Source organism: Aliihoeflea sp. PC F10.4 (genome assembly GCF_054612275.1).
The window spans coordinates 1,087,460-1,111,212 of record NZ_JBTSWH010000001.1 but is presented as its reverse complement, the minus strand read 5'-3'; the positions used below and the strand labels follow the sequence as shown (position 1 = coordinate 1,111,212).

At 61.1% G+C, this 23,753-nt stretch carries 24 protein-coding genes; all 24 read right to left on the bottom strand.

From position 1 onward, the window contains the following. Positions 1 to 92 precede the first annotated feature (92 nt). Complete coding sequence (locus tag ACX82Z_RS05515) at positions 93 to 785, bottom strand: ABC transporter ATP-binding protein (RefSeq protein ID WP_459587069.1); 693 nt, start codon at positions 783 to 785, stop codon at positions 93 to 95. Continuing rightward, entirely contained in the window at positions 785 to 2,065 is a 1,281-nt protein-coding gene (locus tag ACX82Z_RS05510; protein ID WP_459587067.1) for a lipoprotein-releasing ABC transporter permease subunit, read from the bottom strand. The genes ACX82Z_RS05515 and ACX82Z_RS05510 overlap by 1 nt, the downstream gene beginning before the upstream one ends. After that, positions 2,062 to 3,390, bottom strand: a complete 1,329-nt coding sequence (proS, locus tag ACX82Z_RS05505) for a proline--tRNA ligase (protein ID WP_459587066.1) — start codon at positions 3,388 to 3,390, stop codon at positions 2,062 to 2,064. The genes ACX82Z_RS05510 and proS overlap by 4 nt, the downstream gene beginning before the upstream one ends. Positions 3,391 to 3,809: 419 nt before the next feature. Beyond that, positions 3,810 to 4,082 carry a DUF1467 family protein gene (locus ACX82Z_RS05500; protein WP_459587065.1) on the bottom strand — a complete coding sequence of 91 codons (273 nt, stop codon included), beginning with the start codon at positions 4,080 to 4,082 and terminating at the stop codon, positions 3,810 to 3,812. After that, positions 4,082 to 4,486 carry a methylmalonyl-CoA epimerase gene (gene mce / locus ACX82Z_RS05495; protein ID WP_459587063.1) on the bottom strand — a complete coding sequence of 135 codons (405 nt, stop codon included), beginning with the start codon at positions 4,484 to 4,486 and terminating at the stop codon, positions 4,082 to 4,084. Before mce ends, ACX82Z_RS05500 begins: the two co-directional genes overlap by 1 nt. A gap of 45 nt (positions 4,487 to 4,531) precedes the next feature. Next, positions 4,532 to 6,196: a ribonuclease J gene (locus ACX82Z_RS05490; protein ID WP_459587061.1), complete on the bottom strand. Its 1,665-nt coding sequence runs from the start codon at positions 6,194 to 6,196 to the stop codon at positions 4,532 to 4,534. Then, positions 6,196 to 7,041, bottom strand: a complete 846-nt coding sequence (locus tag ACX82Z_RS05485) for a biotin--[acetyl-CoA-carboxylase] ligase (protein WP_459587059.1) — start codon at positions 7,039 to 7,041, stop codon at positions 6,196 to 6,198. Before ACX82Z_RS05485 ends, ACX82Z_RS05490 begins: the two co-directional genes overlap by 1 nt. Continuing rightward, positions 7,042 to 8,478, bottom strand: a complete 1,437-nt coding sequence (nuoN, locus tag ACX82Z_RS05480; protein WP_459587058.1) for an NADH-quinone oxidoreductase subunit NuoN — start codon at positions 8,476 to 8,478, stop codon at positions 7,042 to 7,044. Positions 8,479 to 8,485: 7 nt separating this feature from the next. Next, positions 8,486 to 10,012, bottom strand: a complete 1,527-nt coding sequence (locus tag ACX82Z_RS05475; RefSeq protein ID WP_459587056.1) for an NADH-quinone oxidoreductase subunit M — start codon at positions 10,010 to 10,012, stop codon at positions 8,486 to 8,488. Beyond that, positions 10,012 to 11,985 (bottom strand): NADH-quinone oxidoreductase subunit L, encoded by a 1,974-nt coding sequence (gene nuoL, locus ACX82Z_RS05470; RefSeq protein WP_459587055.1) that lies wholly within the window; start codon positions 11,983 to 11,985, stop codon positions 10,012 to 10,014. The genes ACX82Z_RS05475 and nuoL overlap by 1 nt, the downstream gene beginning before the upstream one ends. A gap of 7 nt (positions 11,986 to 11,992) precedes the next feature. After that, entirely contained in the window at positions 11,993 to 12,301 is a 309-nt protein-coding gene (gene nuoK / locus ACX82Z_RS05465) for an NADH-quinone oxidoreductase subunit NuoK (protein WP_459587053.1), read from the bottom strand. Further along, entirely contained in the window at positions 12,301 to 12,921 is a 621-nt protein-coding gene (locus ACX82Z_RS05460; RefSeq protein WP_459587052.1) for an NADH-quinone oxidoreductase subunit J, read from the bottom strand. The genes nuoK and ACX82Z_RS05460 overlap by 1 nt, the downstream gene beginning before the upstream one ends. A 118-nt stretch (positions 12,922 to 13,039) precedes the next feature. Continuing rightward, positions 13,040 to 13,531: an NADH-quinone oxidoreductase subunit NuoI gene (gene nuoI / locus ACX82Z_RS05455; RefSeq protein WP_459587050.1), complete on the bottom strand. Its 492-nt coding sequence runs from the start codon at positions 13,529 to 13,531 to the stop codon at positions 13,040 to 13,042. Positions 13,532 to 13,533: 2 nt separating this feature from the next. After that, positions 13,534 to 13,725 (bottom strand): hypothetical protein, encoded by a 192-nt coding sequence (locus ACX82Z_RS05450; RefSeq protein ID WP_459587048.1) that lies wholly within the window; start codon positions 13,723 to 13,725, stop codon positions 13,534 to 13,536. Then, positions 13,722 to 14,771 (bottom strand): NADH-quinone oxidoreductase subunit NuoH, encoded by a 1,050-nt coding sequence (gene nuoH, locus ACX82Z_RS05445; RefSeq protein WP_459587046.1) that lies wholly within the window; start codon positions 14,769 to 14,771, stop codon positions 13,722 to 13,724. Before nuoH ends, ACX82Z_RS05450 begins: the two co-directional genes overlap by 4 nt. 9 nt (positions 14,772 to 14,780) lie before the next feature. Next, positions 14,781 to 16,862 (bottom strand): NADH-quinone oxidoreductase subunit NuoG, encoded by a 2,082-nt coding sequence (nuoG, locus tag ACX82Z_RS05440; protein ID WP_459587044.1) that lies wholly within the window; start codon positions 16,860 to 16,862, stop codon positions 14,781 to 14,783. Positions 16,863 to 16,926: 64 nt separating this feature from the next. Next, positions 16,927 to 17,466, bottom strand: coding sequence for an NADH:ubiquinone oxidoreductase (locus ACX82Z_RS05435; RefSeq protein WP_459587042.1), 540 nt, complete (start codon positions 17,464 to 17,466; stop codon positions 16,927 to 16,929). A 10-nt stretch (positions 17,467 to 17,476) separates the two neighbouring features. Then, complete coding sequence (gene nuoF, locus ACX82Z_RS05430) at positions 17,477 to 18,784, bottom strand: NADH-quinone oxidoreductase subunit NuoF (RefSeq protein WP_459587040.1); 1,308 nt, start codon at positions 18,782 to 18,784, stop codon at positions 17,477 to 17,479. Continuing rightward, entirely contained in the window at positions 18,784 to 19,848 is a 1,065-nt protein-coding gene (gene nuoE, locus ACX82Z_RS05425; protein WP_459587039.1) for an NADH-quinone oxidoreductase subunit NuoE, read from the bottom strand. Before nuoE ends, nuoF begins: the two co-directional genes overlap by 1 nt. 23 nt (positions 19,849 to 19,871) lie before the next feature. After that, positions 19,872 to 20,843 (bottom strand): FkbM family methyltransferase, encoded by a 972-nt coding sequence (locus ACX82Z_RS05420; RefSeq protein WP_459587038.1) that lies wholly within the window; start codon positions 20,841 to 20,843, stop codon positions 19,872 to 19,874. Further along, positions 20,843 to 22,033: an NADH-quinone oxidoreductase subunit D gene (locus ACX82Z_RS05415; RefSeq protein ID WP_459587036.1), complete on the bottom strand. Its 1,191-nt coding sequence runs from the start codon at positions 22,031 to 22,033 to the stop codon at positions 20,843 to 20,845. The genes ACX82Z_RS05420 and ACX82Z_RS05415 overlap by 1 nt, the downstream gene beginning before the upstream one ends. Positions 22,034 to 22,042: 9 nt before the next feature. Continuing rightward, positions 22,043 to 22,648: an NADH-quinone oxidoreductase subunit C gene (locus tag ACX82Z_RS05410; protein WP_459587034.1), complete on the bottom strand. Its 606-nt coding sequence runs from the start codon at positions 22,646 to 22,648 to the stop codon at positions 22,043 to 22,045. Between the two features lie 9 nt (positions 22,649 to 22,657). Beyond that, the gene (locus ACX82Z_RS05405) at positions 22,658 to 23,239 is read right to left on the bottom strand and encodes a NuoB/complex I 20 kDa subunit family protein (protein WP_459587032.1); all 582 of its coding nucleotides are present in this window, start codon (positions 23,237 to 23,239) and stop codon (positions 22,658 to 22,660) included. After that, positions 23,230 to 23,595 carry an NADH-quinone oxidoreductase subunit A gene (locus ACX82Z_RS05400; protein WP_459587030.1) on the bottom strand — a complete coding sequence of 122 codons (366 nt, stop codon included), beginning with the start codon at positions 23,593 to 23,595 and terminating at the stop codon, positions 23,230 to 23,232. The genes ACX82Z_RS05405 and ACX82Z_RS05400 overlap by 10 nt, the downstream gene beginning before the upstream one ends. Positions 23,596 to 23,753: the final 158 nt, after the last annotated feature.

Genomic DNA, 23,753 nt, shown 5'->3' with positions numbered 1-23,753 from the left:
CCCACACGGCACCGGAGCGCTCATCCCTTCAAGGGGCTAACTGAGTGGGATCGGGATCGTTCCTCGAAAAGTCATCTTTCGGTGGCGAGGGATTACGTGCTCACGATCTGAACAACCTTGCCCGCTTCGAGCGTAACCCGGCGGTCCATTCGTCCGGCGAGTTCGTGATTGTGTGTCGCGATCAGGGCTGACAAGCCCGACTGACGCACCAATGCTTCGAGCGCATCGAAGACATATCCCGCCGTCGCCGGATCGAGATTGCCTGTCGGCTCGTCGGCCAGAAGCAATCGCGGCGCGTTTGCGACGGCGCGTGCGATCGCCACGCGCTGCTGCTCGCCGCCCGACAGTTCGGCCGGGCGATGCGACGCGCGATGGCCGATCTTCATGTAGTCGAGCAACTGCGCGCTGCGCTCCTTCGCCTTTTTCGACGAAAGCCCCTGCACGAGCTGCGGCATCATGATGTTTTCGAGCGCGGTGAATTCCGGCAGCAAATGGTGGAACTGATAGACGAAGCCGATCTCGTTGCGGCGGATCGCCGTGCGATCATCGTCGGAAAGCTGGCCGCATTCCTGCCCATTGAGCATGACGTCGCCGGAATTGGGCCGCTCCAGAAGCCCGGCCGAATGAAGCAGTGTCGACTTGCCCGCGCCAGATGGTGCAACGAGCGCGACCATTTCGCCCTGCCCGATCGTGAAATCGGCCTTGTCGAGAATGACGAGCTTGCCCGAGGCATCCTCGTAGGAACGCTCGACCTGCCGCAGTTGCAGAACCGTCTTCGTCGCCATTATTCGTACCTCAGCGCATCGACGGGATCGAGCTTGGCCGCGCGCCAGGCCGGAAAGAGTGTCGCCAGAAACGACAGGACAAGCGCCATCAGGACGACCGAGACGGTCTCGGAGATGTCCATTCGTGCCGGCAACTGGCTCAGGAAATAAAGCTCGGGGTTGAACAAGGTCGTGCCCGACAGCCAGGAAAAGAACTGCCGGATCAGCTCAACATTCATGCACACGATGACGCCGAGGACGACCCCCGCGAGCGTGCCGACCACACCGATTGCAGCGCCCGTCATGAAAAAGATGCGCATGACCGCGCCGCTCGTCGCGCCCATCGTTCGCAGGATCGCAATGTCGCGGCCTTTGTCCTTCACCAGCATGAACAGCCCCGAAATAATGTTGAGCGCGGCCACGAGCACGATCAGCGTCAGGATCATGAACATGACGTTGCGCTCGACCTGAAGCGCCGAAAAGAACGTCTGGTTGCGCTGGCGCCAGTCGGTGAGGAAGACCGGCCGCATCGCCGCGTCTTCGACCGCCGGCCGCAACTCGTCCACCGTGTCGGGATTGTCGACGAACAACTCGATCGATTGCGCGACGCCGTCCGAATTGAAGAAAAGCTGTGCCTCCTCGATCGGCATGAACACGACCGACGAATCGTATTCGGACATGCCCATCTGGAAGATCGCCAAAACAGGGTAGGACTTCACGCGCGGCGTGGTGCCGAAGGGCGTCACATCGCCATCGGCCGAGGCGAAGGTGATCGGATCGCCAACGGAAAGGCCGAGCGACTGCGCCATGCGACTGCCGATAACAACGCCCTGATCGCCTTGGAAATTGTCGAGCGAGCCATCGATGATGTTGCCGGAAATCGTTTCGAGCTTTGCCAGATCTTCGGCGCGCAGGCCACGCACCATCGCACCGGTGCCCGCCGAGCGACGGCCCGAGGCCAGCACCTGCCCGTCGACCAGCGGAATGGCATAGCGCACGCCCGCGATCCCGTTGAAGCGCGCGGCAATCTCGTCATAGTCGTCGAGTCCGCTTTCGATCGGCTGCACGATCAGGTGGCCGTTGATGCCGAGGATACGGTCGAGAAGTTCAGCACGAAAACCGTTCATGACGGCCATGACGATGATAAGCGTCGCCACGCCCAGCATGATGCCGATGAAGGAGATGATCGAGATGACCGAGATCACCGTTTCCTTGCGCTTGGAGCGCAGATAGCGCCAGGCGACCATGCGCTCGAAACCGGAAAACGGCCCCGCGCCTTTTTTTGAAACCGCTTCGCTCATGCAGCTACTCCCAAAGCCGCGACGACAGTGTCGAGCGGCACGGTGCGGCGCTCGCCGGTCTTGCGGCTCTTGATCTCGACCTCTTTCGCCGCAAGCCCGCGCGGCCCCACGATCACCTGCCATGGCAGCCCGATAAGATCCGCCGTGGCGAACTTTCCGCCGGCCCGGCTATCCGTGTCGTCATAGAGCACTTCGCAGCCGGCAGCTTCGAGTTCGGCGTAAATCTTGTCGCAGGCCGCGTCGCAGGCCGCGTCGCCCGACTTCATGTTGATCAGCCCGACATCGAAGGGCGCGATCGCCTCGGGCCAGATAATGCCGTTCTCGTCGTGGCTGGCCTCGATGATTCCGGCGACCAGACGCGACGGGCCGATACCGTAGGAACCCATGGAGACGAAATGCTCCTTGCCGTCCGGCCCCTGCACCTTCGCGCCCATCGGCTGTGAATATTTTTCGCCGAAGTGGAAGATATGGCCAACTTCGATGCCGCGAGCGGCGAGCTGATTGCCCGCATCAACCTCTGCCCACGCCGCCTCGTCGTGCATCTCCTCGGTCGCCGCATAGGGCGTAGTCCAGTCCTCGACGATCTTCGCGACCGCCGCGTCGTCGAAGAAATCGGTATCCGCGCCCGGAACGTTCAGGTCGAGATAGGCCTTATCACAGAACACCTGGCTTTCGCCGGTTTCCGCCAGAATGATGAATTCGTGGGACAGGTCGCCGCCGATCGGTCCCGTGTCGGCACGCATCGGGATCGCCTTCATGCCGACGCGTGTGAAGGTGCGCAGATAGGAAACGAACATCCGGTAGTAGGCCGCCTTCGCGCCCTCATAGTCCAGATCGAAGGAGTAAGCATCCTTCATCAGGAATTCGCGCGAACGCATGACGCCGAATCGCGGACGCACCTCGTCGCGGAACTTCCACTGGATATGGTAGAGATTGAGCGGCAAATCCTTGTACGACTTGACGTAGGAGCGGAAAATTTCCGTCACCATCTCCTCGTTGGTCGGACCGTAGAGCATTTCGCGGTCTTGCCGGTCGCGAATGCGCAGCATCTCCTTGCCATAGGCGTCATAGCGCCCGCTCTCGCGCCAAAGCTCCGCCGACTGGATCGTCGGCATCAGGATTTCCAGCGCGCCGGCACGGTTCTGCTCCTCGCGGATGATCCCGCACACCTTGTCCAGAACGCGCTTGCCGAGCGGCAACCATGAAAACGAACCCTGTCCCTGCTGTCGGATCATGCCGGCGCGAAGCATGAGCCGGTGCGAGACGATTTCGGCCTCGCGGGGGTTTTCCTTGAGGATGGGAAGGAAGAACTGCGACAAACGCATCAAGGAGGTCCATTCGAGATGAGAGAAGCGGCGCGGAATCAAGGGCGAAGCGCCCTCGATTGCCCGCGTTTCATAGCTATTTCAAGGCCCGTTGAAAACCCGGCAGAACGGTGGCCCGAAACCGCCCTTTAATTGTGCATTGCAGCACAAAATCCCGGCAAAAGATGAAAAAATTAAGGTGACAGTTGTGCGACAATTGGTCTAGTCTGACTGCAATAACAGAGAAAGCGAGTTGAATTTTTCGCTTTCCCACGCGGTCAAAGTCTTGGGAGGATGTGATCCTGGCGCGTTAAACCGCTGCCACCATGAAATGGAAACGGATCGGACGCGTTTAAATTTGCAAGGCTTCGCGCCTTGCTTTTTTTTGGGCATTTAGATAGACCGAGCTGGCGAACGTGCTGGTCGGTTCAGCCACATCGTCAAAAGCTCGGAATTACCGTCGGAATATCCTCGAATCTCCATCCGTATACCGCTGTGAGCACATAGAAGAATCCGAAGATCAGGGCTGAGACGATGGTAGTGCGCAGTGCTGCCCTGCGCATATGCGAACCGGCCGGTGCGCTGGCCGTCGTGCCGAGCGTGACGTCGCCCTCTTCTTCCTGCGTGCGCACGCCGAATGGAATCATCGCGAACAGAACCGTCCACCAGATGACGAAGTAGATCGCGAATGCCGAAATGATGGAGATAGTCATCAGATCTGCTCCAGTTCCACGAGCGTGCCCATGAAGTCCTTGGGGTGAAGGAAGATCACCGGCTTTCCGTGCGCGCCGATTCGCGGCTCCCCGTCGCCAAGGACGCGTGCACCCGATGCTTTCATCCGATCGCGCGCCGCAAGGATGTCGTCGACCTCGTAGCACACATGATGCATCCCTCCCGCCGGGTTCTTTTCCAGAAACGGGCGGATGGTGGAGTTGTCGCCGAGGGGCTCGAGAAGCTCGATCTTCGTGTTGCCGACATCGACGAAAACGACCGTCACGCCATGTTCGGGCAGCGGTTGCGGCTGGGAAACCTTGCCGCCGAGCGTATCGCGATAAAGCGCGGTCGCCGCTTCCAGATCCGGTACCGCGAGCGCAACGTGGTTCAATCGTCCGAGCATTCGGTCCTCCGTATTTCAGCAGTCGGCACCGGGCAGAAGCCGATCCTATCTCGTGACGAACACTGTCACGATCGGCTTCTTGCCCCACGCCTCGTTGGCGGACGAGCGAACGGCACGGCGTGCGGCCTCCGACATCAGGTCGAGGTCTTTTCGCCTTGCACGCGGGATGCTTTCAACCGCGCCGATCGCCGCATCCAGCATGATGTCTTCCATGGGCTTTCCCCTGGCATCCGTTTCAGGCACGCCGATGGCGACGATATCGGGGTCACCGGCAAGATCGTAACGGTCGTCGAGAACCAGATTGAGAACGACATGGCCGGCAAAGGACAGCTTGCGCCGGTCACGCACGCCTGTTTCCTCTTCGGAACCGATGACACGGCCATCCTTCATCAGTCGCCCGAACGGCACCTGATCGACGATTTCGGCCGCACCGGGCGCAAGGCGGATCATGTCGCCATTGCGCACCTGCGCGATTTCGGGAATGCCCGCCGAAGCGCCGAGCGAACCCTGCGCCACCAGATGCGCGGCCTCACCATGGACCGGCACGAGTATGCGCGGTTTGACCCAGCCATACATGCGCAAAAGTTCCGAGCGGCGCGGATGGCCCGAGACGTGGACCAGAGCATCGCCGTCCTCAATAATCTTGATGCCCTGCTCGATAAGCTGGTTCTTGATTTCCAGAATAGATTTTTCGTTGCCGGGAATGACACGAGAGGAAAAAACGACCGTATCGCCTGCCGTCAGCGAGACATGCTTCATCTCGTCTCGCGCGAGCTTCGCAAGCGCCGCGCGCGGCTCGCCCTGGCTGCCGGTGCAAAGCACGACCACGTTTTCGCGCGGGATATAGCCGTAGTCTTCTTCCCGCAGGAACGGCGGCAGGCCTTCCATATAGCCAAGCTCGCCCGCCACATCGATGACGCGCTTCAAGGAACGGCCGAGCACGAGCACCTGACGCCCCGCGTTCTTCGCAGCTTCCGCGATCGAGCGGATACGCCCGACATTCGACGAAAAGGTCGTGATCGCCACGCGTCCCGGTGCCTTTTCGATGACCTCGCGAATGCCGTCGCTGACTTCTTCCTCCGACGGCGAATCCCCTTCGCGCATGGCGTTGGTGGAATCGCACATCAAGGCGATGACGCCCTCTTCGCCGATCTGGCGAAAACGGTTCTCGTCCGTCATCGGCGGCAGCGTCGGCGCGGGATCGAGCTTCCAGTCACCCGTGTGGACGACGGTGCCGAGCGGCGTGCGGATCGCGAGCGAAACAGGCTCGGGAATCGAATGGGTGACTGCCACAGCCTCGATCTCGAACGGACCGACATTGAAGCGCTCGCCGGCCTTATAGATGTTGACGGTGGGCTGAATACGCACATTGTCCGAAATGCGCTTGGCTTCCAGCATGCCGGCGGCGAACGGCGTCATCCAAACGGGGGCCTTCAGCTTGGGCCAGAGATCGAGCAGCGCGCCATAGTGATCCTCATGCGCGTGCGTGATGACGATACCGCGCACCCGGTCCAACTGGCTTTCGATGAAGCGCGTATCCGGCAGCACCAGATCAACGCCCGGCAGCGTCGGGTCGGGAAAGGTCACGCCGACATCCACGATCAGCCATTCGCGCCTGTTCGCCGGCCCGAAGCCGTAAAGCGCGAAATTCATTCCGATTTCACCGACCCCGCCAAGCGGGCAGAATACGAGTTCGTTGTCTTTTGCCATCAGGCTCCTGCTTTCTGATTGTCCTTGACGGATGCAACGGCGCCGAAATGAACGTCGCCTGCCGCGATCCTGATTGTGGAACCGTCATTTTCCCGGATGACGAACCGGCATTCTTCATCGATCGTTTCGAACGTGCCGCGAACCACGCGCCCGTCGACGTTCACGGCGACTTCGGAGCCGAGACCGGCTGCGCGCGAGAGCCATTTCTCGCGGATCGCGCCAAGTCCCTTGCCGTCGCGCCACATACGCTCATTGTCGACCCATGCATCCGACAGCGCCAGAAAAAGGTGCTGTGCATCTATCCTCGCGCCCATCTTGCCCAGCGAAGTCGCCGGATAAGGCACGTCCTGCGGCTCGGTCACCACATTGACGCCGATACCGATCACGAGCGCATATCGATGCGCATCGAGCATGGTCGATTCGAGCAGGATGCCGGAGAGTTTCGCGCCATGACCGAGAACGTCATTCGGCCATTTGAGCTCGAAGCGCCCTTTGCCCATCACGGAGCCGCCATCGACGCCGACACCGATCCGCGCATCGGGTATCGCAGCGTCGAGTGCGTCGGCCAGCGACAACCCGGCGACGAATCCGAGCGCGGCAGCGTCTTTCAGTGGCACTTCAGGCACCAAAAGCAACGACGCAGCGAGATTGCCGCGCTGCGTCTGCCAGGGCCGACCACGCCGCCCTCGTCCTGAAACCTGATGGTCGGAGACGAACCAGACGCGCCCGTTTCGGCCTGCCTTCGCCGCGTCCAGCGCTTCCGCATTGGTCGAGCCGACCGTGTCGAAGGTTTCCAGTTGAAAACCGGCCGTGGCGGCCGATGGCGCGAGCGAAAATCCCGCCATCTAGAAGAAGCTGAGCGCGGCCGCCTCGGCGATGCTGACGATCGGCCCGCCGATGAGCACGTAGAAGAGTACGAATGCGCCCGAGACGCCGAGCACGAGACGCAACTCGCCAGCCATCGGCAGGAAGCCGCCCTTCGGCTCGTCGAACCACATGATCTTGATGATGCGCAGATAGTAGTATGCACCGATGACGGATGCGACCACGCCGATTATGGCGAGCGGATAAAGCTGCGCTTCGATCGCAGCGAGGAAAACGTACCACTTGCCCCAGAACCCGGCGAGCGGCGGGATGCCGGCAAGCGAGAACATCAGGATCGTCAAGATCGTCGCCATGACCGGGTTGGTGGACGACAGGCCGGCGAGATCGTCGATATTCTCGACATTGCCTTCCTTGCGGCGCATGGCGAGGATGAAGGCAAAGGTGCCGAGCGTCATCACCATGTAGATCAGCATGTAGATCGCCACGCCGCGCACGCCGGCCTGGCTGTTGGCGGCAAGGCCGACCAGCGCGAAGCCCATATGCGCAATCGACGAATAGGCCATGAGGCGCTTGATGTTGTGCTGGCCGATCGCGGCAAACGCGCCGAGCGCCATCGAAGCGATCGAGATGAAGACGATGATCTGCTGCCAGTCGGCGGCGACCGGCTGGAACGCCCCGACCGTCACACGCACAAGCAGCGCCATGGCTGCGATCTTCGGCGCGGCGGCGAAGAAAGCGGTAACCGGCGTCGGCGCGCCTTCGTAGACGTCCGGCGTCCACATATGGAACGGCACGGCCGAAATCTTGAACGCAAGGCCGGCAAGCACGAAGACGAGGCCAAAGACCAGCCCGAGCGAGCGTTCGCCTTCGGAAAGCGCGGCGGCGATCTCATTGAAGCCGGTGTTGCCCGTATAGCCGTAGACCAGCGAGATACCGTAGAGCAGCATGCCCGAGGACAGCGCACCGAGAACAAAATACTTCACGCCAGCTTCGGTGGAACGCGCATTGTCGCGGTTGAACGCGGCAACGACGTAGAGCGCCAGCGACTGGAGTTCGAGGCCGACATAGAGCGTCAGCATGTCGTTGGCCGACACCATGATCATCATGCCGAGCGTCGCCAGGATGACGAGCACTGGATACTCGAACTTGTCGAACTTTTCCTGACGGGCGAAGCCCACCGACATTACGAGCGTGACCGCCGCGCCGATGACCGTCAGCACCTTCATGAAGAGCGCGAACGGATCGGCCGCGAACGAACCGCCAAAACCTTCGCCATACTGGCTGAAGAGCAATATCCACGCACCGACGCCGATCAGCACGGCGACGGCCAGTCCGTTCACGGTCGTGTTGGCGCGCGAACCGGAGAAGACGCCGATCATCAGGAGCGCCATGGCGGCGACCGCCATGATGATCTCCGGCGTGGCGAGGATGAGGCTCTGGGAAAGGTCAGGGGTCATGTTCGTCTTACTGCGCTGCGGCTTGAAGACCGTCGCTCGCCGCAGCGGAAGCCGCTTCGATCGACTGGTTGACATTGTTGACGAGAGCCTCGACCGACGCCGCGGTCACGTCGAGAAGCGGTGCGGGATAGACGCCGAAGAAGATCACGAGCGCGACGAGCGGATAGATGATCGCTTTTTCGCGGCCCGACAGATCGAGCAGGCTCTTCAGGCTTTCCTTGGTCAGCGCACCGTAGATGACGCGGCGATAGAGCCAGAGCGCATAGGCCGCCGACAGGATGACACCCGTAGTCGCGACGAGCGCAACGAGTGTGTTGACCTGGAAAACGCCGAGAAGCGTCAGGAACTCGCCGACAAAACCGGACGTACCCGGCAGGCCCACATTCGCCATCGTCAGGATCAGGAACACCACGGCGTATTTCGGCATGTTGTTGACAAGGCCGCCATAGGCCGAGATTTCGCGGGTGTGCATGCGGTCATAGACAACGCCGACACACAGGAAGAGCGCGCCCGAGACGAGGCCGTGCGACAGCATCTGGAAGATACCGCCCTGAATGCCCTCAGGGTTCATCGCGAAGATGCCCATCGTCACGTAGCCCATATGCGCCACCGACGAATAGGCGATGAGCTTCTTGATATCTTCCTGCATCAGCGCGACCAGCGATGTATAGACGATGGCGATCGCCGACAGCCAGAAGACGAAAGGCTGGAAATAGATCGACGCCTCGGTGAACATCGGCAGCGAGAAGCGCAGAAAACCGTAGCCGCCCATCTTCAAAAGCACGGCCGCCAGAATGACCGAACCGGCCGTCGGTGCCTCGACATGGGCGTCAGGCAGCCAGGTATGGACCGGCCACATCGGCATCTTCACCGCGAAGGAGGCGAAGAAGGCGAGCCACAGCCATTGCTGCATGCCGACCGGGAAGTCGTATTCCATCAGCGTCGGAATGTCGGTCGTGCCGGCCTGCCAGAACATCGCCATGATGGCGAGCAGCATCAGCACCGAGCCGAGCAGCGTATAAAGGAAGAACTTGAACGAGGCGTAGACGCGCCGCTTTCCGCCCCACACGCCGATGATGATGAACATCGGGATCAGCACGGCCTCGAAGAAGACGTAGAAGAGCACGAGATCGAGCGCACAGAACACGCCGATCATCAGCGTTTCCAGGATGAGAAACGCGATCATGTATTCCTTGATGCGCTTCTCGATCGCCTTCCACGAGGCAAGGATGCAGATCGGCATCAGGAATGTCGTCAAAATGACGAACAGCATCGAAATGCCGTCGACGCCCAGATGATAGGAGATGCCCGAATCCAGCCACTCCATCTTCTCGACCATCTGGAAGCCGGGATTCGCATTGTCGAAGCCCGCCCAGATGAAGAGCGACAGGACGAAGGTGAACGCGGTGGTCAACAGCGCGACATTGCGGATGTTGCGCCCGGCAGCAGCCCCCTCGTCCCGGATCAGCAAGATCAGGACGACGCCGACCAGCGGCAGGAAGGTGACCGTGGAAAGGATCGGCCAGTCGGTCATCAATTGGAACCCCCGAGCATCATCCACGTGACGATAGCCGCCACACCGATGAGCATTGCGAATGCGTAGTGATAGAGATAGCCGGTCTGAAGCTTGACCACCCGGTTGGTCACGTCGACGACGCGCGCCGAAATGCCGTCAGGCCCCATCCCGTCGATGACCTTGCCGTCGCCTGTCTTCCACAGGAAGCGGCCAAGGCGCATGGCGGGGCGAACGAACAGGAAATCGTAGAGTTCGTCGAAATACCACTTGTTCAACAGGAACTGGTAGAGACCGCGATGCTGGGCCGCCAGCCGCGCCGGACGTTCCGGCGAGCGGATGTAGAACTCGTAGGCCGTCAGGAAACCGATGATCATGGCGGCAAACGGCGATGCCTTCACCCAGAACGGCACTTCATGGAAGTCATGGAGAATATGGTTCTCCTCGGCCATGAAGACCGCGCCCTGCCAGAAGGCGTCGTAGCTGTATCCGACGAAGGAATCGTAGAAGACGACGCCCGCGAACAACGCACCGACCGCGAGGATATAAAGCGGCACGAGCATGACAGGCGGCGATTCATGGACGTGGTGCATGACATCGGCGGTCGCGCGCGGCGTTCCGTGGAACGTCATGAAGATCAGCCGCCACGAATAAAAGCTCGTGAAGACCGCCGCGATGACGAGCATCGTGAACGCGAAGCCGGCAAGCGGGTTCGACGCGGCGAAAGCACCCTCAACGATGGCGTCCTTGGAGAAGAAGCCGGCGGTGCCGATCATGGTGGCGGGAATGCCGACACCGGTAAGAGCGATCGTGCCGATGATCATCATCCAGTAGGTGCGCGGGATGAGGTTCTTGAGGCCGCCCATCCTGCGCATGTCCTGCTCGTCGGAAACGGCATGGATGACCGAACCGGAACCAAGGAACAAAAGCGCCTTGAAAAAGGCGTGCGTGAACAGGTGGAAGACGGCGGCGGCGTAGAAGCCGGAGCCGATCGCGACGAACATGTAGCCGAGCTGCGAGCAGGTCGAATAGGCGATTACGCGCTTGATGTCGTTCTGGACGAGGCCGACCGTCGCCGCGAAGAAGGCAGTGATCGCGCCGATGAACATGACGAAGATCAGCGCGGTCTGCGAGAATTCGAAGACCGGCGACATGCGCGCAGCAAGGAAGACGCCTGCCGTGACCATCGTCGCGGCATGGATCAGCGCGGAAACCGGCGTTGGGCCTTCCATCGCGTCCGGCAACCATGTGTGCAGCGGCACCTGCGCCGACTTGCCCATCGCACCCATGAAGAGGAACAGGCAGATGATGGTGATGGCGCTCGAATTCGTCAGCGACCAACCGAGGAACGAGAAGGCTTCCGCGTCACCATTTTGCGCGATGGTCTCGATGCTGGCGAAGATCGTGTCGAAATTGGCCGAACCGACCAGCGCGAACAGGCTGAAGATGCCGATGAGAAAGCCGAAATCGCCCACGCGGTTGACGACGAACGCTTTCATGGCCGCGGCGTTCGCCGACGGCTTCTTGTACCAGAAACCGATCAGAAGATAGGACGCGAGGCCGACACCTTCCCAGCCGAAGAACATCTGGATCAGATTGTCCGACGTCACCAGCATGAGCATGGCGAAGGTGAATAGCGAGAGATAGGCGAAGAAGCGCGGCCGATGCGGATCGTGGTGCATGTAGCCGATCGAATAGATATGGACGAGCGCCGAGACCGTGTTGACCACGATCAGCATGACGACCGTCAGCGTATCGATACGCAGAGCCCACGACACGTCGAGGCTGCCAGACTGAATGAAGCGAAGCACCGGCACCGTGAAGGGCTCCGTGCCGCCGAGGCCGACCTGGACGAAGGCCACCCACGACAAGAGCGCAGCAATGACCAGAAAACCGGACGTCACATATTCCGACGCCTTGGCGCCGATCGCGCGGCCGCCGAGGCCCGCAATCAGAAATCCCAGAAGCGGAAGGAAGACGATGGCGTGATACATGAGCCCCTCAGCCCTTCATGAGATTGACGTCTTCGACCGCGATCGAGCCACGGTTACGGAAGAACACGACGAGGATTGCCAGACCGATGGCCGCTTCAGCGGCCGCGACTGTCAGGACGAACAGCGCGAAAACCTGCCCCGCCATGTCGCCCAATGCTGCCGAAAAGGCGATGAAGTTGATGTTCACGGCGAGCAGGATCAGTTCGACCGACATCAAAATGACGATCACGTTGCGGCGGTTCAAAAAGATGCCGAAGACGCCGAGCGTGAACAACAGCGCCGAAACGGTCAAAAAATGCGCGATGCCGATTTCCATCACAGACCCCTGCCCGTTTCGACTTTCTTGATCTCGATCGCGGTTTCCGGCGTGCGGGCAACCTGCGTCGGGATATCCTGGCGCCTGACATTTGCCTTGTGGTGAAGCGTCAGAACGATCGCGCCGATCATGGCCACGAGCAGGATCATGCCCGCTGCCTGAAACGCGAAGATGTAATCGGTGTAGATGATGTCACCGAGCGCCGCCGTGTTGTGGCGCGCCACCGGATCGGGCGTCGGCTGGGCGATCTGCGAGCCGATATTCGGCGCGAACGCATATCCGCCTGCCACGATGATGAGTTCGGCTGCGAGGATCAAACCGACCAGTCCGCCGACAGGCGCGTAAGAAAGCGCGCCGCGCTTCAAGCTGGCGAAATCCACGTCGAGCATCATCACGACGAACAGGAACAGGACCGCCACGGCGCCGACATAAACGATGAGCAGGATCATCGCCAGGAATTCGGCTCCCGTAAGGAGGAACAGCCCCGCCGCGTTGAAGAACGTCAGGATCAGGTAAAGCACGGAATGCACGGGATTGCGTGACGCAATCACCATGAAGGCTGACGCCACCGCAACGAAGGCGAACACATAAAAGAAGATCGCCTCTAGTCCTGTCAGCATGGGTTCCCCCGGTTTGGTCGAAGGCCGGGAGATCGTCCCGGTCGTGGGTAGTTCGGAACGGTGCCCGAAGCCGCGTGTCTCTTAGACGGAACCCTAAGGCCCGTCCACTCATGAAGTCCTAGCGATACGGCGAGTCGATCGCGATGTTGCGCGCCAGTTCGCGCTCCCATCGGTCGCCATTCGCCAGCAGCTTGTCCTTGTCGTAATAGAGTTCCTCGCGCGTTTCCGTCGCGAACTCGAAATTGGGGCCTTCCACGATCGCATCGACCGGGCAGGCTTCCTGGCAAAAGCCGCAATAGATGCACTTCACCATATCGATGTCGTAACGCACCGTGCGGCGCGTGCCGTCATTGCGGCGCGGGCCAGCCTCGATCGTGATGGCCTGTGCGGGACAGATCGCCTCGCAAAGCTTGCACGCGATGCAACGTTCCTCGCCGTTCGGATAGCGGCGCAGCGCATGTTCGCCGCGAAAGCGCGCGCTCGTCGCTCCCTTTTCATGCGGGTAGTTCAGCGTGCCTTTCGGCGCGAAGAACTGGCGCATCGACAGGAAAAAGGCACGCACGAACTCCAGAAGGAGCAGCGATTTTGCGGCCTGTGCCAGAGCTGACATCTTCAGTCTCCAAACAAATACGGGGCTACGACGTAGCCGATGACCGGGAGTATCACGAGTTGACTTATCCCGGCGACATTGAGTGCGGTTCTGGTCTCGGCAAGATCGACGCGGGTCGCAAGCAGACGCAGGAAGGCGAAATCGACGATGCCGATCCCAAGTCCCACGAGTGCTCCGATCAGCGCGGTGCTCATGCCGCCATCAATTCCCACACTTTGAGGAAGCTTGCCGTCGCCACGACCATGAAGAGCGAGAGCGGCAGGAACACTTTCCAGCCCAGACGCATCAGTTGATCGTAGCGGTAGCGCGGAACGAATGCCTTCACCATGGCGAACATGAAGAAGACGAGGCACACCTTGAGGAGGAACCAGATGACGCCTGGCACCCAGGTGAACGGCGCGAAGTCGAAGGGTGGCAGCCAGCCCCCAAGGAACAGGATCGTCGTCAGCGCGCACATCAGGACGATGGCGACATATTCCCCGAGGAAGAACAGCAGGAACGGCGTCGACGAATATTCGATCATGTGACCGGCGACGAGTTCCGATTCGGCTTCGACCAGATCGAAGGGCGGCCGGTTCGTCTCGGCGAGCGCCGAAATGAAGAACACCACGAACATCGGGAACAGCACGATGAAGTGCCAGTCGAGGAACGATCCCGGCAGTCCGAGCCACGTTCCAAGACCAGCCTGCTGGGCGAGCACGATGTGGCTGAGGTTCAGCGAACCGACGAGAAGCAGGACCGTGACGATGACGAAGCCGATGGAGACTTCGTAGGACACCATCTGAGCGGCCGAGCGCAGCGCGCCGAGAAACGGATATTTCGAGTTCGACGCCCAGCCACCCATCAGAACGCCATAGACCTCAAGCGAAGCGATGGCGAAGACGAACAGGATACCGACATTGACGTCTGCGATCGCCCAGCCTTCGGCAACCGGGATGACCGCCCAGGCCGAGATGGCAAGAAACGCGGTGACGAGCGGCGCGAGCAGGAAGACGCCCTTGTTCGCGCCGGACGGGATCACCGGCTCCTTGAAGACGAACTTCAACAGGTCGGCAAACGCCTGCAAGAGGCCCCACGGGCCGACGACATTCGGGCCGCGGCGAAGCTGCACCGCCGCCCAGATCTTGCGATCGGCGTAAAGCAGGTAGGCGACGAGGATCAAAAGCGCGACGATCAGCACCGTCGACTGCAACAGGATCAAAAGCGCGGGCGCGACATAAGTCGAAAAAAACGTTTCCATTGCCCTGCCCTATTCGGCTGCCTGCCTGAAGCCGTCCCGCGCGAGCGCGGAGCACTCGGCCATCACGGCGGAGGCGCGCGCGATCGGGTTGGTCAGGTAAAAGTCGCTGATCGGCGACGTGAAAGCCGCCTTGTCGAATGTCTTGGTATCGCTCTTGAGCGCGGAAAGCTGCGCGACATCGCCGACCGCGATCTCGTCGATCGCCGCGAAATGCGGGTAGTCGGCGTAGAGCGCGGCACGCAATTGCGGCAGCGAATCGAAAGGCAGCTTGTGGCCGAGAACGTCCGAAAGCGCACGCAGGATCGCCCAGTCTTCCTTGGCGTCGCCCGGTGCGAAGCCGGCGCGGCTGGCCACCTGAACGCGGCCTTCGGTGTTGACGAACGTGCCCGACTTTTCGGTGTAGGTCGCGCCCGGCAAAATCACGTCCGCACGGTGCGCGCCGGCATCGCCATGGCTGCCGATATAGACGGTGAAGGCGCTGCCGAGCCCGTTCATGTCGAACTCGTCCGCGCCGAGCAGGAAGGCGACATCGAGCGCGCCCATCATGCCGGCGACATCCTTGCCGCTCTCACCCGGCACGAAGCCGACATCGAGACCGCCGACACGCGCGGCTGCGGTGTGCAGAACGCCGAAACCGTTCCAGTCGGCCGAAACCGCGCCAACGGCGGTTGCCAGTTCGGCTGCAAGGGCAAGGATCGCCGCACCGTCGGCACGGCCGAGCGCGCCCTGTCCGATGACAATCATCGGACGTTCGGCATCTTTCAGGAGTTTGGCGAAATCGAGCTTTCCGGCAACGAGTTGCCGCAAGGTCTCCGCGCCGCCGCCGAGCCGTTCGGCGTCATAGCGCAGATCGCCGATGTCGCCGATCACGCCGATCGGAAAGTTGTCCATGCGCCAGCGCTTGCGAATACGCGCATTCAGAACCGACGCCTCGAAACGCGGGTTGGAGCCGATGATCAGCAGCGCGTCGGCGTCTTCGATGCCTTCGATTGTCGGGTTGAAAATATAGCTCGCGCGGCCGTTCGCCGGATCAAGCTTCGCGCCATCCTGACGGCAATCGATATTTGCCGAACCGAGCGAGGCCATCAGGCTCTTGAGCGCGTACATTTCCTCGACGGTCGCCAGATCGCCCGCAATCGCACCGATCTTGTCGCCGGAGGTTTTCGAAACGGCATCCTTGATCGCGGTAAAGGCTTCAGGCCAGCTTGCCGCCGTCAGCTTGCCGTTGCGGCGCACATAAGGCCGGTCGAGACGCTGGGTGCGCAGACCGTCCCAGATGAAGCGGGTCTTGTCGGAAATCCACTCTTCGTTCACCTGCTCGTTTACGCGCGGCATGATGCGCATGACCTCGCGGCCGCGTGTATCGACGCGGATCGCCGAGCCAACCGCGTCCATCACATCGATGGATTCGGTTTTGGAGAGTTCCCACGGACGTGCTTGAAAAGCATAGGGTTTCGAGGTCAGCGCGCCGACCGGGCACAGGTCGATGACATTGCCCTGAAGCTCCGACGTCATGGCGTTTTCGAGATAGGTCGTGATCTCCGCGTCTTCGCCGCGACCGATCAGGCCAAGCTCCGAAATTCCAGCGACTTCCGTTGTGAATCTGACGCAGCGCGTGCAGTGGATGCAGCGCGTCATGATCGTCTTGACGAGCGGGCCGATATACTTGTCTTCGACCGCGCGCTTGTTTTCATGATAGCGCGAGGCGTCGACGCCAAACGCCATCGCCTGATCCTGAAGGTCGCATTCGCCGCCCTGATCGCAGATCGGGCAATCGAGCGGGTGATTGATCAGCAGGAACTCCATCACGCCTTCGCGCGCCTTGCGCACCATCGGCGTGTTGGTGAAGACTTCCGGCGGCTCGCCATTCGGGCCGGGGCGCAGATCGCGCACGCCCATGGCGCACGACGCGGCAGGCTTTGGCGGTCCGCCCTTCACCTCGACAAGGCACATGCGGCAATTACCGGCGATCGAAAGCCGCTCATGGAAGCAGAAGCGCGGCACTTCCGCGCCCGCCTCTTCCGCCGCCTGAAGCAGGGTGTAGTGATCGGGAACCTCGATCTCTTTGCCGTCGACTTTAAGCTTCGCCATCTTGCCTCTAACCCCGGCGGCATGCGCCACCACTCTTGCCGCCCTTCAAGGACCGGCAGAAATTTCAGGACCGCTTGCGGCCCGCATCCTTTGAACCGGACTTGGGTGCAGATGCAAGGCTCTTTGCCTGCCCGACCCAGTCGTCCCGTTGAATTCGTCCGCTAAAACCGAGCTCGTCGTCGAGCGCCGAAATCTCGGCGTCGCCCAGCGCCGCGACCTGCGCATAGCGCGATATTCCGCGCGCGTTCAATACCTGTTCGAGCTTGGGACCTATGCCCGAAATCATCTTCAGGTCATCGATCGGCTTCGCAATTGCCTTGCGCACCGACTTTTTGACTGGTGCCGCAGTCGGACGGCTCGAAACAAGCTTCAGCCGGGCCGGCTCTGACGGAACCGGCGCTGCCTGCGGTTTGTCCTCGACCAGACGCTGCGAAGCTTCCGCCGCACCGGTCATTGCGCCCATCCACATGCCAAAAGCGTGGCTCGCCATGCCGAAGCCGATTGCCGAGGCGGCCGCCATGCCGGCAAGCGGGTGCGCCATCAAATTCGCCATTCCGGCGAACTGGTCGGACATGCCAGGCTGGCTTTGCTTCGGATCGGCCATCGACTTGATCCTACTCCGCCGCGACCAGCGCCGGTTCGGCGCGGTGGCTGTTGCGGGTGAATTCGTCGATCCGGCGCTCGATCTCGGGGCGGAAATGACGGATCAGGCCCTGGATCGGCCACGCGGCCGCATCACCGAGCGCGCAGATCGTGTGCCCTTCCACTTGCTTGGTCACGTCGAGCAGCATGTCGATCTCGCGCTTGTGCGCTTCTCCGCGTACCAGACGCTCCATCACGCGCCACATCCAGCCGGTGCCCTCGCGGCACGGCGTACACTGGCCGCAGCTCTCGTGCTTGTAGAAATAGGAAAGCCGCGCGATCGCCTTCACGATGTCGGTCGACTTGTCCATGACGATGACCGCCGCCGTGCCGAGGCCCGACTTCAGGTCGCGCAGCGAATCGAAGTCCATCGGCGTGTCGATGATCTCGGCCGCAGGGACCAGAGGCACGGATGAGCCGCCCGGGATAACCGCGAGCAAATTGTCCCAGCCGCCGCGAATGCCGCCGCAATGCTTGTCGATCAGTTCGCGGAACGGGATCGACATCGCCTCTTCGACCGTACACGGATTGTTGACGTGGCCGGAGATGCAGAAAAGCTTGGTGCCGACATTGTTCGGACGGCCGAAACCGGCGAACCAGCCCGCTCCACGGCGCAGGATCGTCGGCGCGACCGCGATGGATTCGACGTTGTTGACAGTGGTCGGGCAGCCATAAAGGCCAACATTGGCCGGGAACGGCGGCTTGAGGCGCGGCTGGCCTTTCTTGCCTTCAAGGCTTTCGAGCAGCGCTGTTTCCTCGCCGCAGATATAGGCACCGGCACCATGATGGACGAAAACGTCCATGTCCCAGCCGTTCTTGTTGCCCTTGCCTAGTAGCCCGGCATCGTAGGCTTCGTCGATGGCACGCTGAAGCGCCTCGCGCTCGCGAATGAACTCGCCGCGCACATAGATGTAGGCCGTATGCGCGCCCATCGCGAAACCCGCGATCAGGCAGCCCTCGACCAGCGTGTGCGGGTCATGGCGCAGGATTTCGCGGTCCTTGCAGGTGCCGGGCTCGGATTCGTCGGCATTGACGACGAGATAATGCGGGCGGTCGTCGTTTACCGCTTTTGGCATGAACGACCATTTGAGACCGGTCGGGAAGCCTGCACCGCCACGTCCGCGCAGGCCCGAATCCTTCATTTCCTGAATGATCCAGTCGCGCCCCTTGGCGATCAGCCCGGCAGTACCGTCCCAGTGTCCGCGCGCCATCGCGCCTTTCAGCGACAAGTCGAACTGGCCGTAGATATTGGTGAAGATGCGATCCTTGTCCTGCAGCATCACTTCGCTCCGCCTTCATCGTCGGTTTTCGCCTTGCGCGAACGCGAGGGCTTTTTCGCCTCGCCCGTGCCTTCGGGCGATGGCTTTCCCGCGGTTGCCTTCGCCTCCGACTTGCGGCGACGAGCGGCCGGACCGATCGGCTCGCCCTCCATGTCTTCGGGCGCACGATGGTCGGCGGGCGTGCCGTCCTTCTTGTCGGCGCGCTTGCGCGGCTTTGCTGTTCCTTCGACTTCGGGCGCGCTCGCGTCGGCAGCCTTCGCGTCTTCCTTTGGAGCCTTGACGCTTGCCGCCTTCTCACTTGCCTGATCGGCCTTGACCGGCGACGGCGACTTGATGCTCGGATCGGTCTCCGGCGCTGCCGTCTTCGGCTTTGCCGCCTGCGAGGGCGCGACGGCAGGCTTGTCGCCGCCAGCTTTGCGCGCGGGCTTTGCCGCGCCCGTCTTCGTCACTGCCTTTTCATCCGACAGCGACGTAAGCCCGCTTGCGGGAGCGGAAAACACGCGGTCGGTCTGCGGTCCGACCGGCACGGCTTCACCTTTGCCGGCCTCGAAATCGTCGATGATCTCGGCCAGACGGTCCGGCGTCAGATCCTCATACGCATCTTTAAAGATCATCACCATCGGTGCGTTGACGCATGCGCCCTGGCACTCGACCTCCTCCCACGAAAGCGTACCCGCCTCGTTAGTGTGGAACTGGTCGTGGTGGATTTTCGAACGGCACACATCCATCAGCTCTTCAGAGCCACGCAGCATGCACGGCGTCGTGCCGCACACCTGAATATGCGCCTTCGTGCCGACCGGCTTCAACTGAAACTGCGTGTAGAAAGTCGCCACTTCGAGAACGCGGATCAGCGGCATTTCGAGCATCGCGGCGACATGTTCGATCGCCGCACGCGTGACCCAGCCATCCTGTTCCTGAGCACGCATCAAGAGCGGAATGACGGCCGACTGTTCGCGTCCCTGCGGATATTTCCGGATCGTTTGCTCGGCCCACGCAAGATTCTCGCTTGTAAAAGCGAAATGCGGCGGTTGGACCTCAACTTCTGCAAGTCTGCGAACTGTCATTCCTGAATTCCTTGCGAACCCGCTTAGTGCGCTGTGGCCTGGCCCGCGACCAGACGTTCCAGCCGCGACAGCCAGAACGGACTTTTGGTCGCGACCATATCATAGCCGAAGCGGCGGGATTTCTTGATTCCATCGAGCGTGTCGAGCGAGACGATTTCCGACGCGTGCCCCTCGCCCAGCCAGAATACCCTCAGGCCCAGCGTCTCGATCACATAGCGCGTCGTCTCATGTGCGCGATCCGAACCATGCTCCTCATAGACGAATGCGCTGTCGCCCGCCAAAAGCCGCTCGGCGCCTGAGAACGCCGCGATCTCCACGCCTTCGACGTCCAGCTTGACGATGAACTTATCGGTTCCCGCAAACTCATCCATCGCGGCGACTTCGTCGAGCGAGATCGTCACGCAGTCAAGTATCGGCTTGGCATCGCCCGTTGCGACCATCGTGCGCGCTTCGTGCTTGGCACCATAGATCAATACTCGTTCGCCGCCGACCGCTCCAATCGCACGGTTGAGCGCCGTGAACCGTTCGCCGTTGAGGCGGCGGTTGTCGTCGAGATGCGCAAACGTGTCGGATGCTGCCTCGATCGCGACGACCGGCTTCGATCCGGCCTTCGCGCCGCTCGCCAGGATCGACCAGTAGCCGTGGTTCGCCCCGCCATCGATGAAACCGTAATCGACATCGGCCGAATCGGCTAAAAGCGTCGTGATCCACTCTTCATATTTGTAGCTGGGCGACAAAAGCGTCGACCAGTACGCGTCGCAATAATCGACGCGCATGAAACTGTCGTCGGCAAGCTTCAGGACCATCGGCTTTTTGCTCGGCAAAAGCTTGCGTGTGAAGCGGGCAACGTAGGAAAAGCCGAAATCGTGAAACGGACGCAACGCGACGGTCGACAGGCGCAGAACGCCGATAGCGGCGCGCTCGTGTAGGGCCGCGCCATCGACGCCTCCTTGAACACGATCCACCGCAATCTCGCCCGTGCGCATTTGGCTCATCAGCGATCGACCTCGCCGAACACGATGTCGAGCGAGCCGAGAACCGCCGAGACGTCCGCCAGAAGGTGCCCCTTGCACAGGAAATCCATCGACTGTAGATGCGCGAAGCCCGGCGCGCGAAGCTTGCAGCGATACGGCTTGTTGGTGCCGTCGGAGACGAGATAGACGCCGAATTCGCCCTTTGGCGCTTCGACGGCCGCATAGACCTCGCCCGCCGGCACACGGTAGCCTTCGGTGTAAAGCTTGAAGTGATGGATCAGCGCCTCCATCGAGCGCTTCATCGCCTGCCGCTTCGGCGGCACGATCTTGCCGTCCGTAGACGAGACCGGCCCGGTCTTTTCCTTGCCGAGCAGGAGATCGACACACTGGCGGATGATCTTCGCGGACTGGCGCATCTCTTCCATGCGGATCAGATAACGGTCGAAGCAATCGCCGTTCTTGCCGATTGGCACGTCGAATTCCATCTCTGAATAGCATTCATAGGGCTGCGACTTCCGCAAATCCCAGGCAGCGCCCGAACCACGCACCATGACGCCGGAAAAACCCCACGCCCATGCGTCCTCGAGCGAAACCACGCCGATATCGACGTTACGCTGCTTGAAGATGCGGTTGCCCGTCAGAAGATTGTCGAGATTGTCCATCATCTTCAGGAACGGATCGACCCACTTGCCGATATCTTCGACGAGCTTTTCGGGTAGGTCCTGATGAACGCCACCGGGGCGAAAATAGGCCGCATGCATGCGGCTGCCCGAGGCGCGCTCGTAGAACACGCAAAGCTTTTCGCGCTCCTCGAAGCCCCAGAGCGGCGGCGTCAGTGCGCCAACGTCCATCGCCTGCGTCGTCACGTTGAGAACGTGCGACATGATGCGGCCGATTTCCGAGTAAAGCACGCGGATGATCTGGCCACGCTTCGGCACTTCGATGCCGAGCAGCTTTTCGACGCCAAGCGCGAAAGCATGCTCCTGATTCATCGGCGCGCAGTAATCGAGCCGGTCGAAATACGGCACGGCCTGAAGATAGGTCTTCGCCTCGATCAGCTTTTCCGTGCCGCGGTGAAGCAGGCCGATATGCGGATCGACACGGTCGACCACCTCGCCGTCGAGCTCAAGCACGAGACGCAGAACCCCGTGCGCCGCAGGATGCTGCGGGCCAAAGTTGATGTTGAAATTGCGTACAGACGTTTCAGCCATCGAGGCGCCTCAGTTCGCTTTCGCCTTCTCGTCGCCCGGCAGCACGTAGTCCGTACCTTCCCATGGCGAGAGGAAGTCGAAGTTGCGGAATTCCTGCTTGAGCTCGACCGGCTCGTAGACCACGCGCTTGACCTCGTCGTCGTAGCGGACTTCGACGAAGCCGGTCAGCGGGAAATCTTTGCGGAGCGGATGCCCCTCGAAACCGTAGTCGGTCAGAATACGGCGCAGGTCCGGATGGCCGGTGAAAAGCACGCCGTAAAGATCATAGGTCTCGCGCTCGAACCAGTCCGCGCCCGGATAGACCGCCGTTGCCGACGGAATCGGCGTATCCTCGTCCGTCCTGACCTTCACGCGAATGCGTAAATTCTGGTAGGGCGACAGGAGGTGATAGACCACATCGAACCGCCTCTCGCGAGCCGGATAGTCGGCCCCGCAAATGTCGATGATCGAGACGAAACGACACTGGATGTCGTCGCGCAGGAACTCGAGCACGTCGATGAGGTCGCCCGGCTGCGTATGGATCGTCAGATCGCCGAAGGCCACGCCCGCATCATGGATGCGACCGCCAAGCTTGCCGCTCAGATAGGTGGCGAGTTCGTTCAGAGCTTCGCTCATTTGCCTGTCCTAGCGTTCGATCGTGCCGGTGCGGCGGATCTTCTTTTGCAAAAGAAGGATGCCGTAGAGGAGTGCCTCGGCCGAAGGCGGACACCCCGGCACATAGATGTCGACGGGCACAATCCGGTCACAGCCGCGCACCACCGAATAGGAATAGTGGTAGTAGCCGCCGCCATTGGCGCACGATCCCATCGAGATGACGTAGCGCGGCTCGGGCATCTGGTCGTAGACCTTGCGCAGGGCCGGCGCCATCTTGTTCGTCAGCGTGCCTGCGACGATCATGATGTCCGACTGGCGTGGTGATGCGCGAGGCGCGATGCCGAAACGCTCCGAATCGTAGCGCGGCATCGCCGAATGGATCATTTCCACGGCGCAGCAGGCCAGGCCGAACGTCATATACATTAACGATCCGCTGCGCGCCCAGGTGATCAGCGCCTCGGACGAGGTGACGAGAAAGCCCTTGTCGTCCAGTTCTTCCTTGACGTTCAGGAAAAACGGGTCGTCCGAACCGATCGGATTGCCGGTATTCGGGTCGATGAGCCCTTTGGGCTTCGGCGCGACGAGGGTCTGGGAGTTATCGATCAATCCCATTCCAGCGCTCCTTTTTTCCACTCATAAATGAAGCCGATGGTCAAAACACCGAGGAAGATCATCATCGACCAGAAACCGAGCAAGCCGATCTCACCGAAGGAAATAGCCCAGGGGAAGAGGAAGGCGACTTCCAGATCGAAGATGATGAACAGGATGGCGACCAGATAAAAGCGGATGTCGAACTTCATGCGCGCGTCATCGAACGCGTTGAAGCCGCATTCGTAGGCCGACAGCTTCTCGGGATCGGGGTTGCGATAGGCGACCAGAAACGGTGCCGCGATCAACGCCAGACCGACGACCAACGCCACTCCCATGAAAATCACGATGGGCAGATAGGACGTGAGTACTTCGTTCATGAACCGACTTCCCGATGAGCCGCGATCCCTGGATTATAGCGGGTCGGCGCGGAAGGAATAGCGCGACACTTTCGCCAGCCAGAACGGGATCGGCAATGGGCCTTGTTGCAACGCGGCGAGGGTTAGCGCAGCCGATTGCGTGAAGCAAGCCCAACCTT

Coding starts and splice junctions, on each gene's coding strand:
- ACX82Z_RS05515 (WP_459587069.1), bottom strand. CDS start 785: ATGGCGACGAAGACGGTTCTGCAACTGCGGCAGGTCGAGCGTTCCTAC.
- ACX82Z_RS05510 (WP_459587067.1), bottom strand. CDS start 2,065: ATGAGCGAAGCGGTTTCAAAAAAAGGCGCGGGGCCGTTTTCCGGTTTC.
- proS (WP_459587066.1), bottom strand. CDS start 3,390: ATGCGTTTGTCGCAGTTCTTCCTTCCCATCCTCAAGGAAAACCCCCGC.
- ACX82Z_RS05500 (WP_459587065.1), bottom strand. CDS start 4,082: ATGACTATCTCCATCATTTCGGCATTCGCGATCTACTTCGTCATCTGG.
- mce (WP_459587063.1), bottom strand. CDS start 4,486: ATGCTCGGACGATTGAACCACGTTGCGCTCGCGGTACCGGATCTGGAA.
- ACX82Z_RS05490 (WP_459587061.1), bottom strand. CDS start 6,196: ATGGCAAAAGACAACGAACTCGTATTCTGCCCGCTTGGCGGGGTCGGT.
- ACX82Z_RS05485 (WP_459587059.1), bottom strand. CDS start 7,041: ATGGCGGGATTTTCGCTCGCGCCATCGGCCGCCACGGCCGGTTTTCAA.
- nuoN (WP_459587058.1), bottom strand. CDS start 8,478: ATGACCCCTGACCTTTCCCAGAGCCTCATCCTCGCCACGCCGGAGATC.
- ACX82Z_RS05475 (WP_459587056.1), bottom strand. CDS start 10,012: ATGACCGACTGGCCGATCCTTTCCACGGTCACCTTCCTGCCGCTGGTC.
- nuoL (WP_459587055.1), bottom strand. CDS start 11,985: ATGTATCACGCCATCGTCTTCCTTCCGCTTCTGGGATTTCTGATTGCG.
- nuoK (WP_459587053.1), bottom strand. CDS start 12,301: ATGGAAATCGGCATCGCGCATTTTTTGACCGTTTCGGCGCTGTTGTTC.
- ACX82Z_RS05460 (WP_459587052.1), bottom strand. CDS start 12,921: ATGCTGACAGGACTAGAGGCGATCTTCTTTTATGTGTTCGCCTTCGTT.
- nuoI (WP_459587050.1), bottom strand. CDS start 13,531: ATGTCAGCTCTGGCACAGGCCGCAAAATCGCTGCTCCTTCTGGAGTTC.
- ACX82Z_RS05450 (WP_459587048.1), bottom strand. CDS start 13,725: ATGAGCACCGCGCTGATCGGAGCACTCGTGGGACTTGGGATCGGCATC.
- nuoH (WP_459587046.1), bottom strand. CDS start 14,771: ATGGAAACGTTTTTTTCGACTTATGTCGCGCCCGCGCTTTTGATCCTG.
- nuoG (WP_459587044.1), bottom strand. CDS start 16,862: ATGGCGAAGCTTAAAGTCGACGGCAAAGAGATCGAGGTTCCCGATCAC.
- ACX82Z_RS05435 (WP_459587042.1), bottom strand. CDS start 17,466: ATGGCCGATCCGAAGCAAAGCCAGCCTGGCATGTCCGACCAGTTCGCC.
- nuoF (WP_459587040.1), bottom strand. CDS start 18,784: ATGCTGCAGGACAAGGATCGCATCTTCACCAATATCTACGGCCAGTTC.
- nuoE (WP_459587039.1), bottom strand. CDS start 19,848: ATGACAGTTCGCAGACTTGCAGAAGTTGAGGTCCAACCGCCGCATTTC.
- ACX82Z_RS05420 (WP_459587038.1), bottom strand. CDS start 20,843: ATGAGCCAAATGCGCACGGGCGAGATTGCGGTGGATCGTGTTCAAGGA.
- ACX82Z_RS05415 (WP_459587036.1), bottom strand. CDS start 22,033: ATGGCTGAAACGTCTGTACGCAATTTCAACATCAACTTTGGCCCGCAG.
- ACX82Z_RS05410 (WP_459587034.1), bottom strand. CDS start 22,648: ATGAGCGAAGCTCTGAACGAACTCGCCACCTATCTGAGCGGCAAGCTT.
- ACX82Z_RS05405 (WP_459587032.1), bottom strand. CDS start 23,239: ATGGGATTGATCGATAACTCCCAGACCCTCGTCGCGCCGAAGCCCAAA.
- ACX82Z_RS05400 (WP_459587030.1), bottom strand. CDS start 23,595: ATGAACGAAGTACTCACGTCCTATCTGCCCATCGTGATTTTCATGGGA.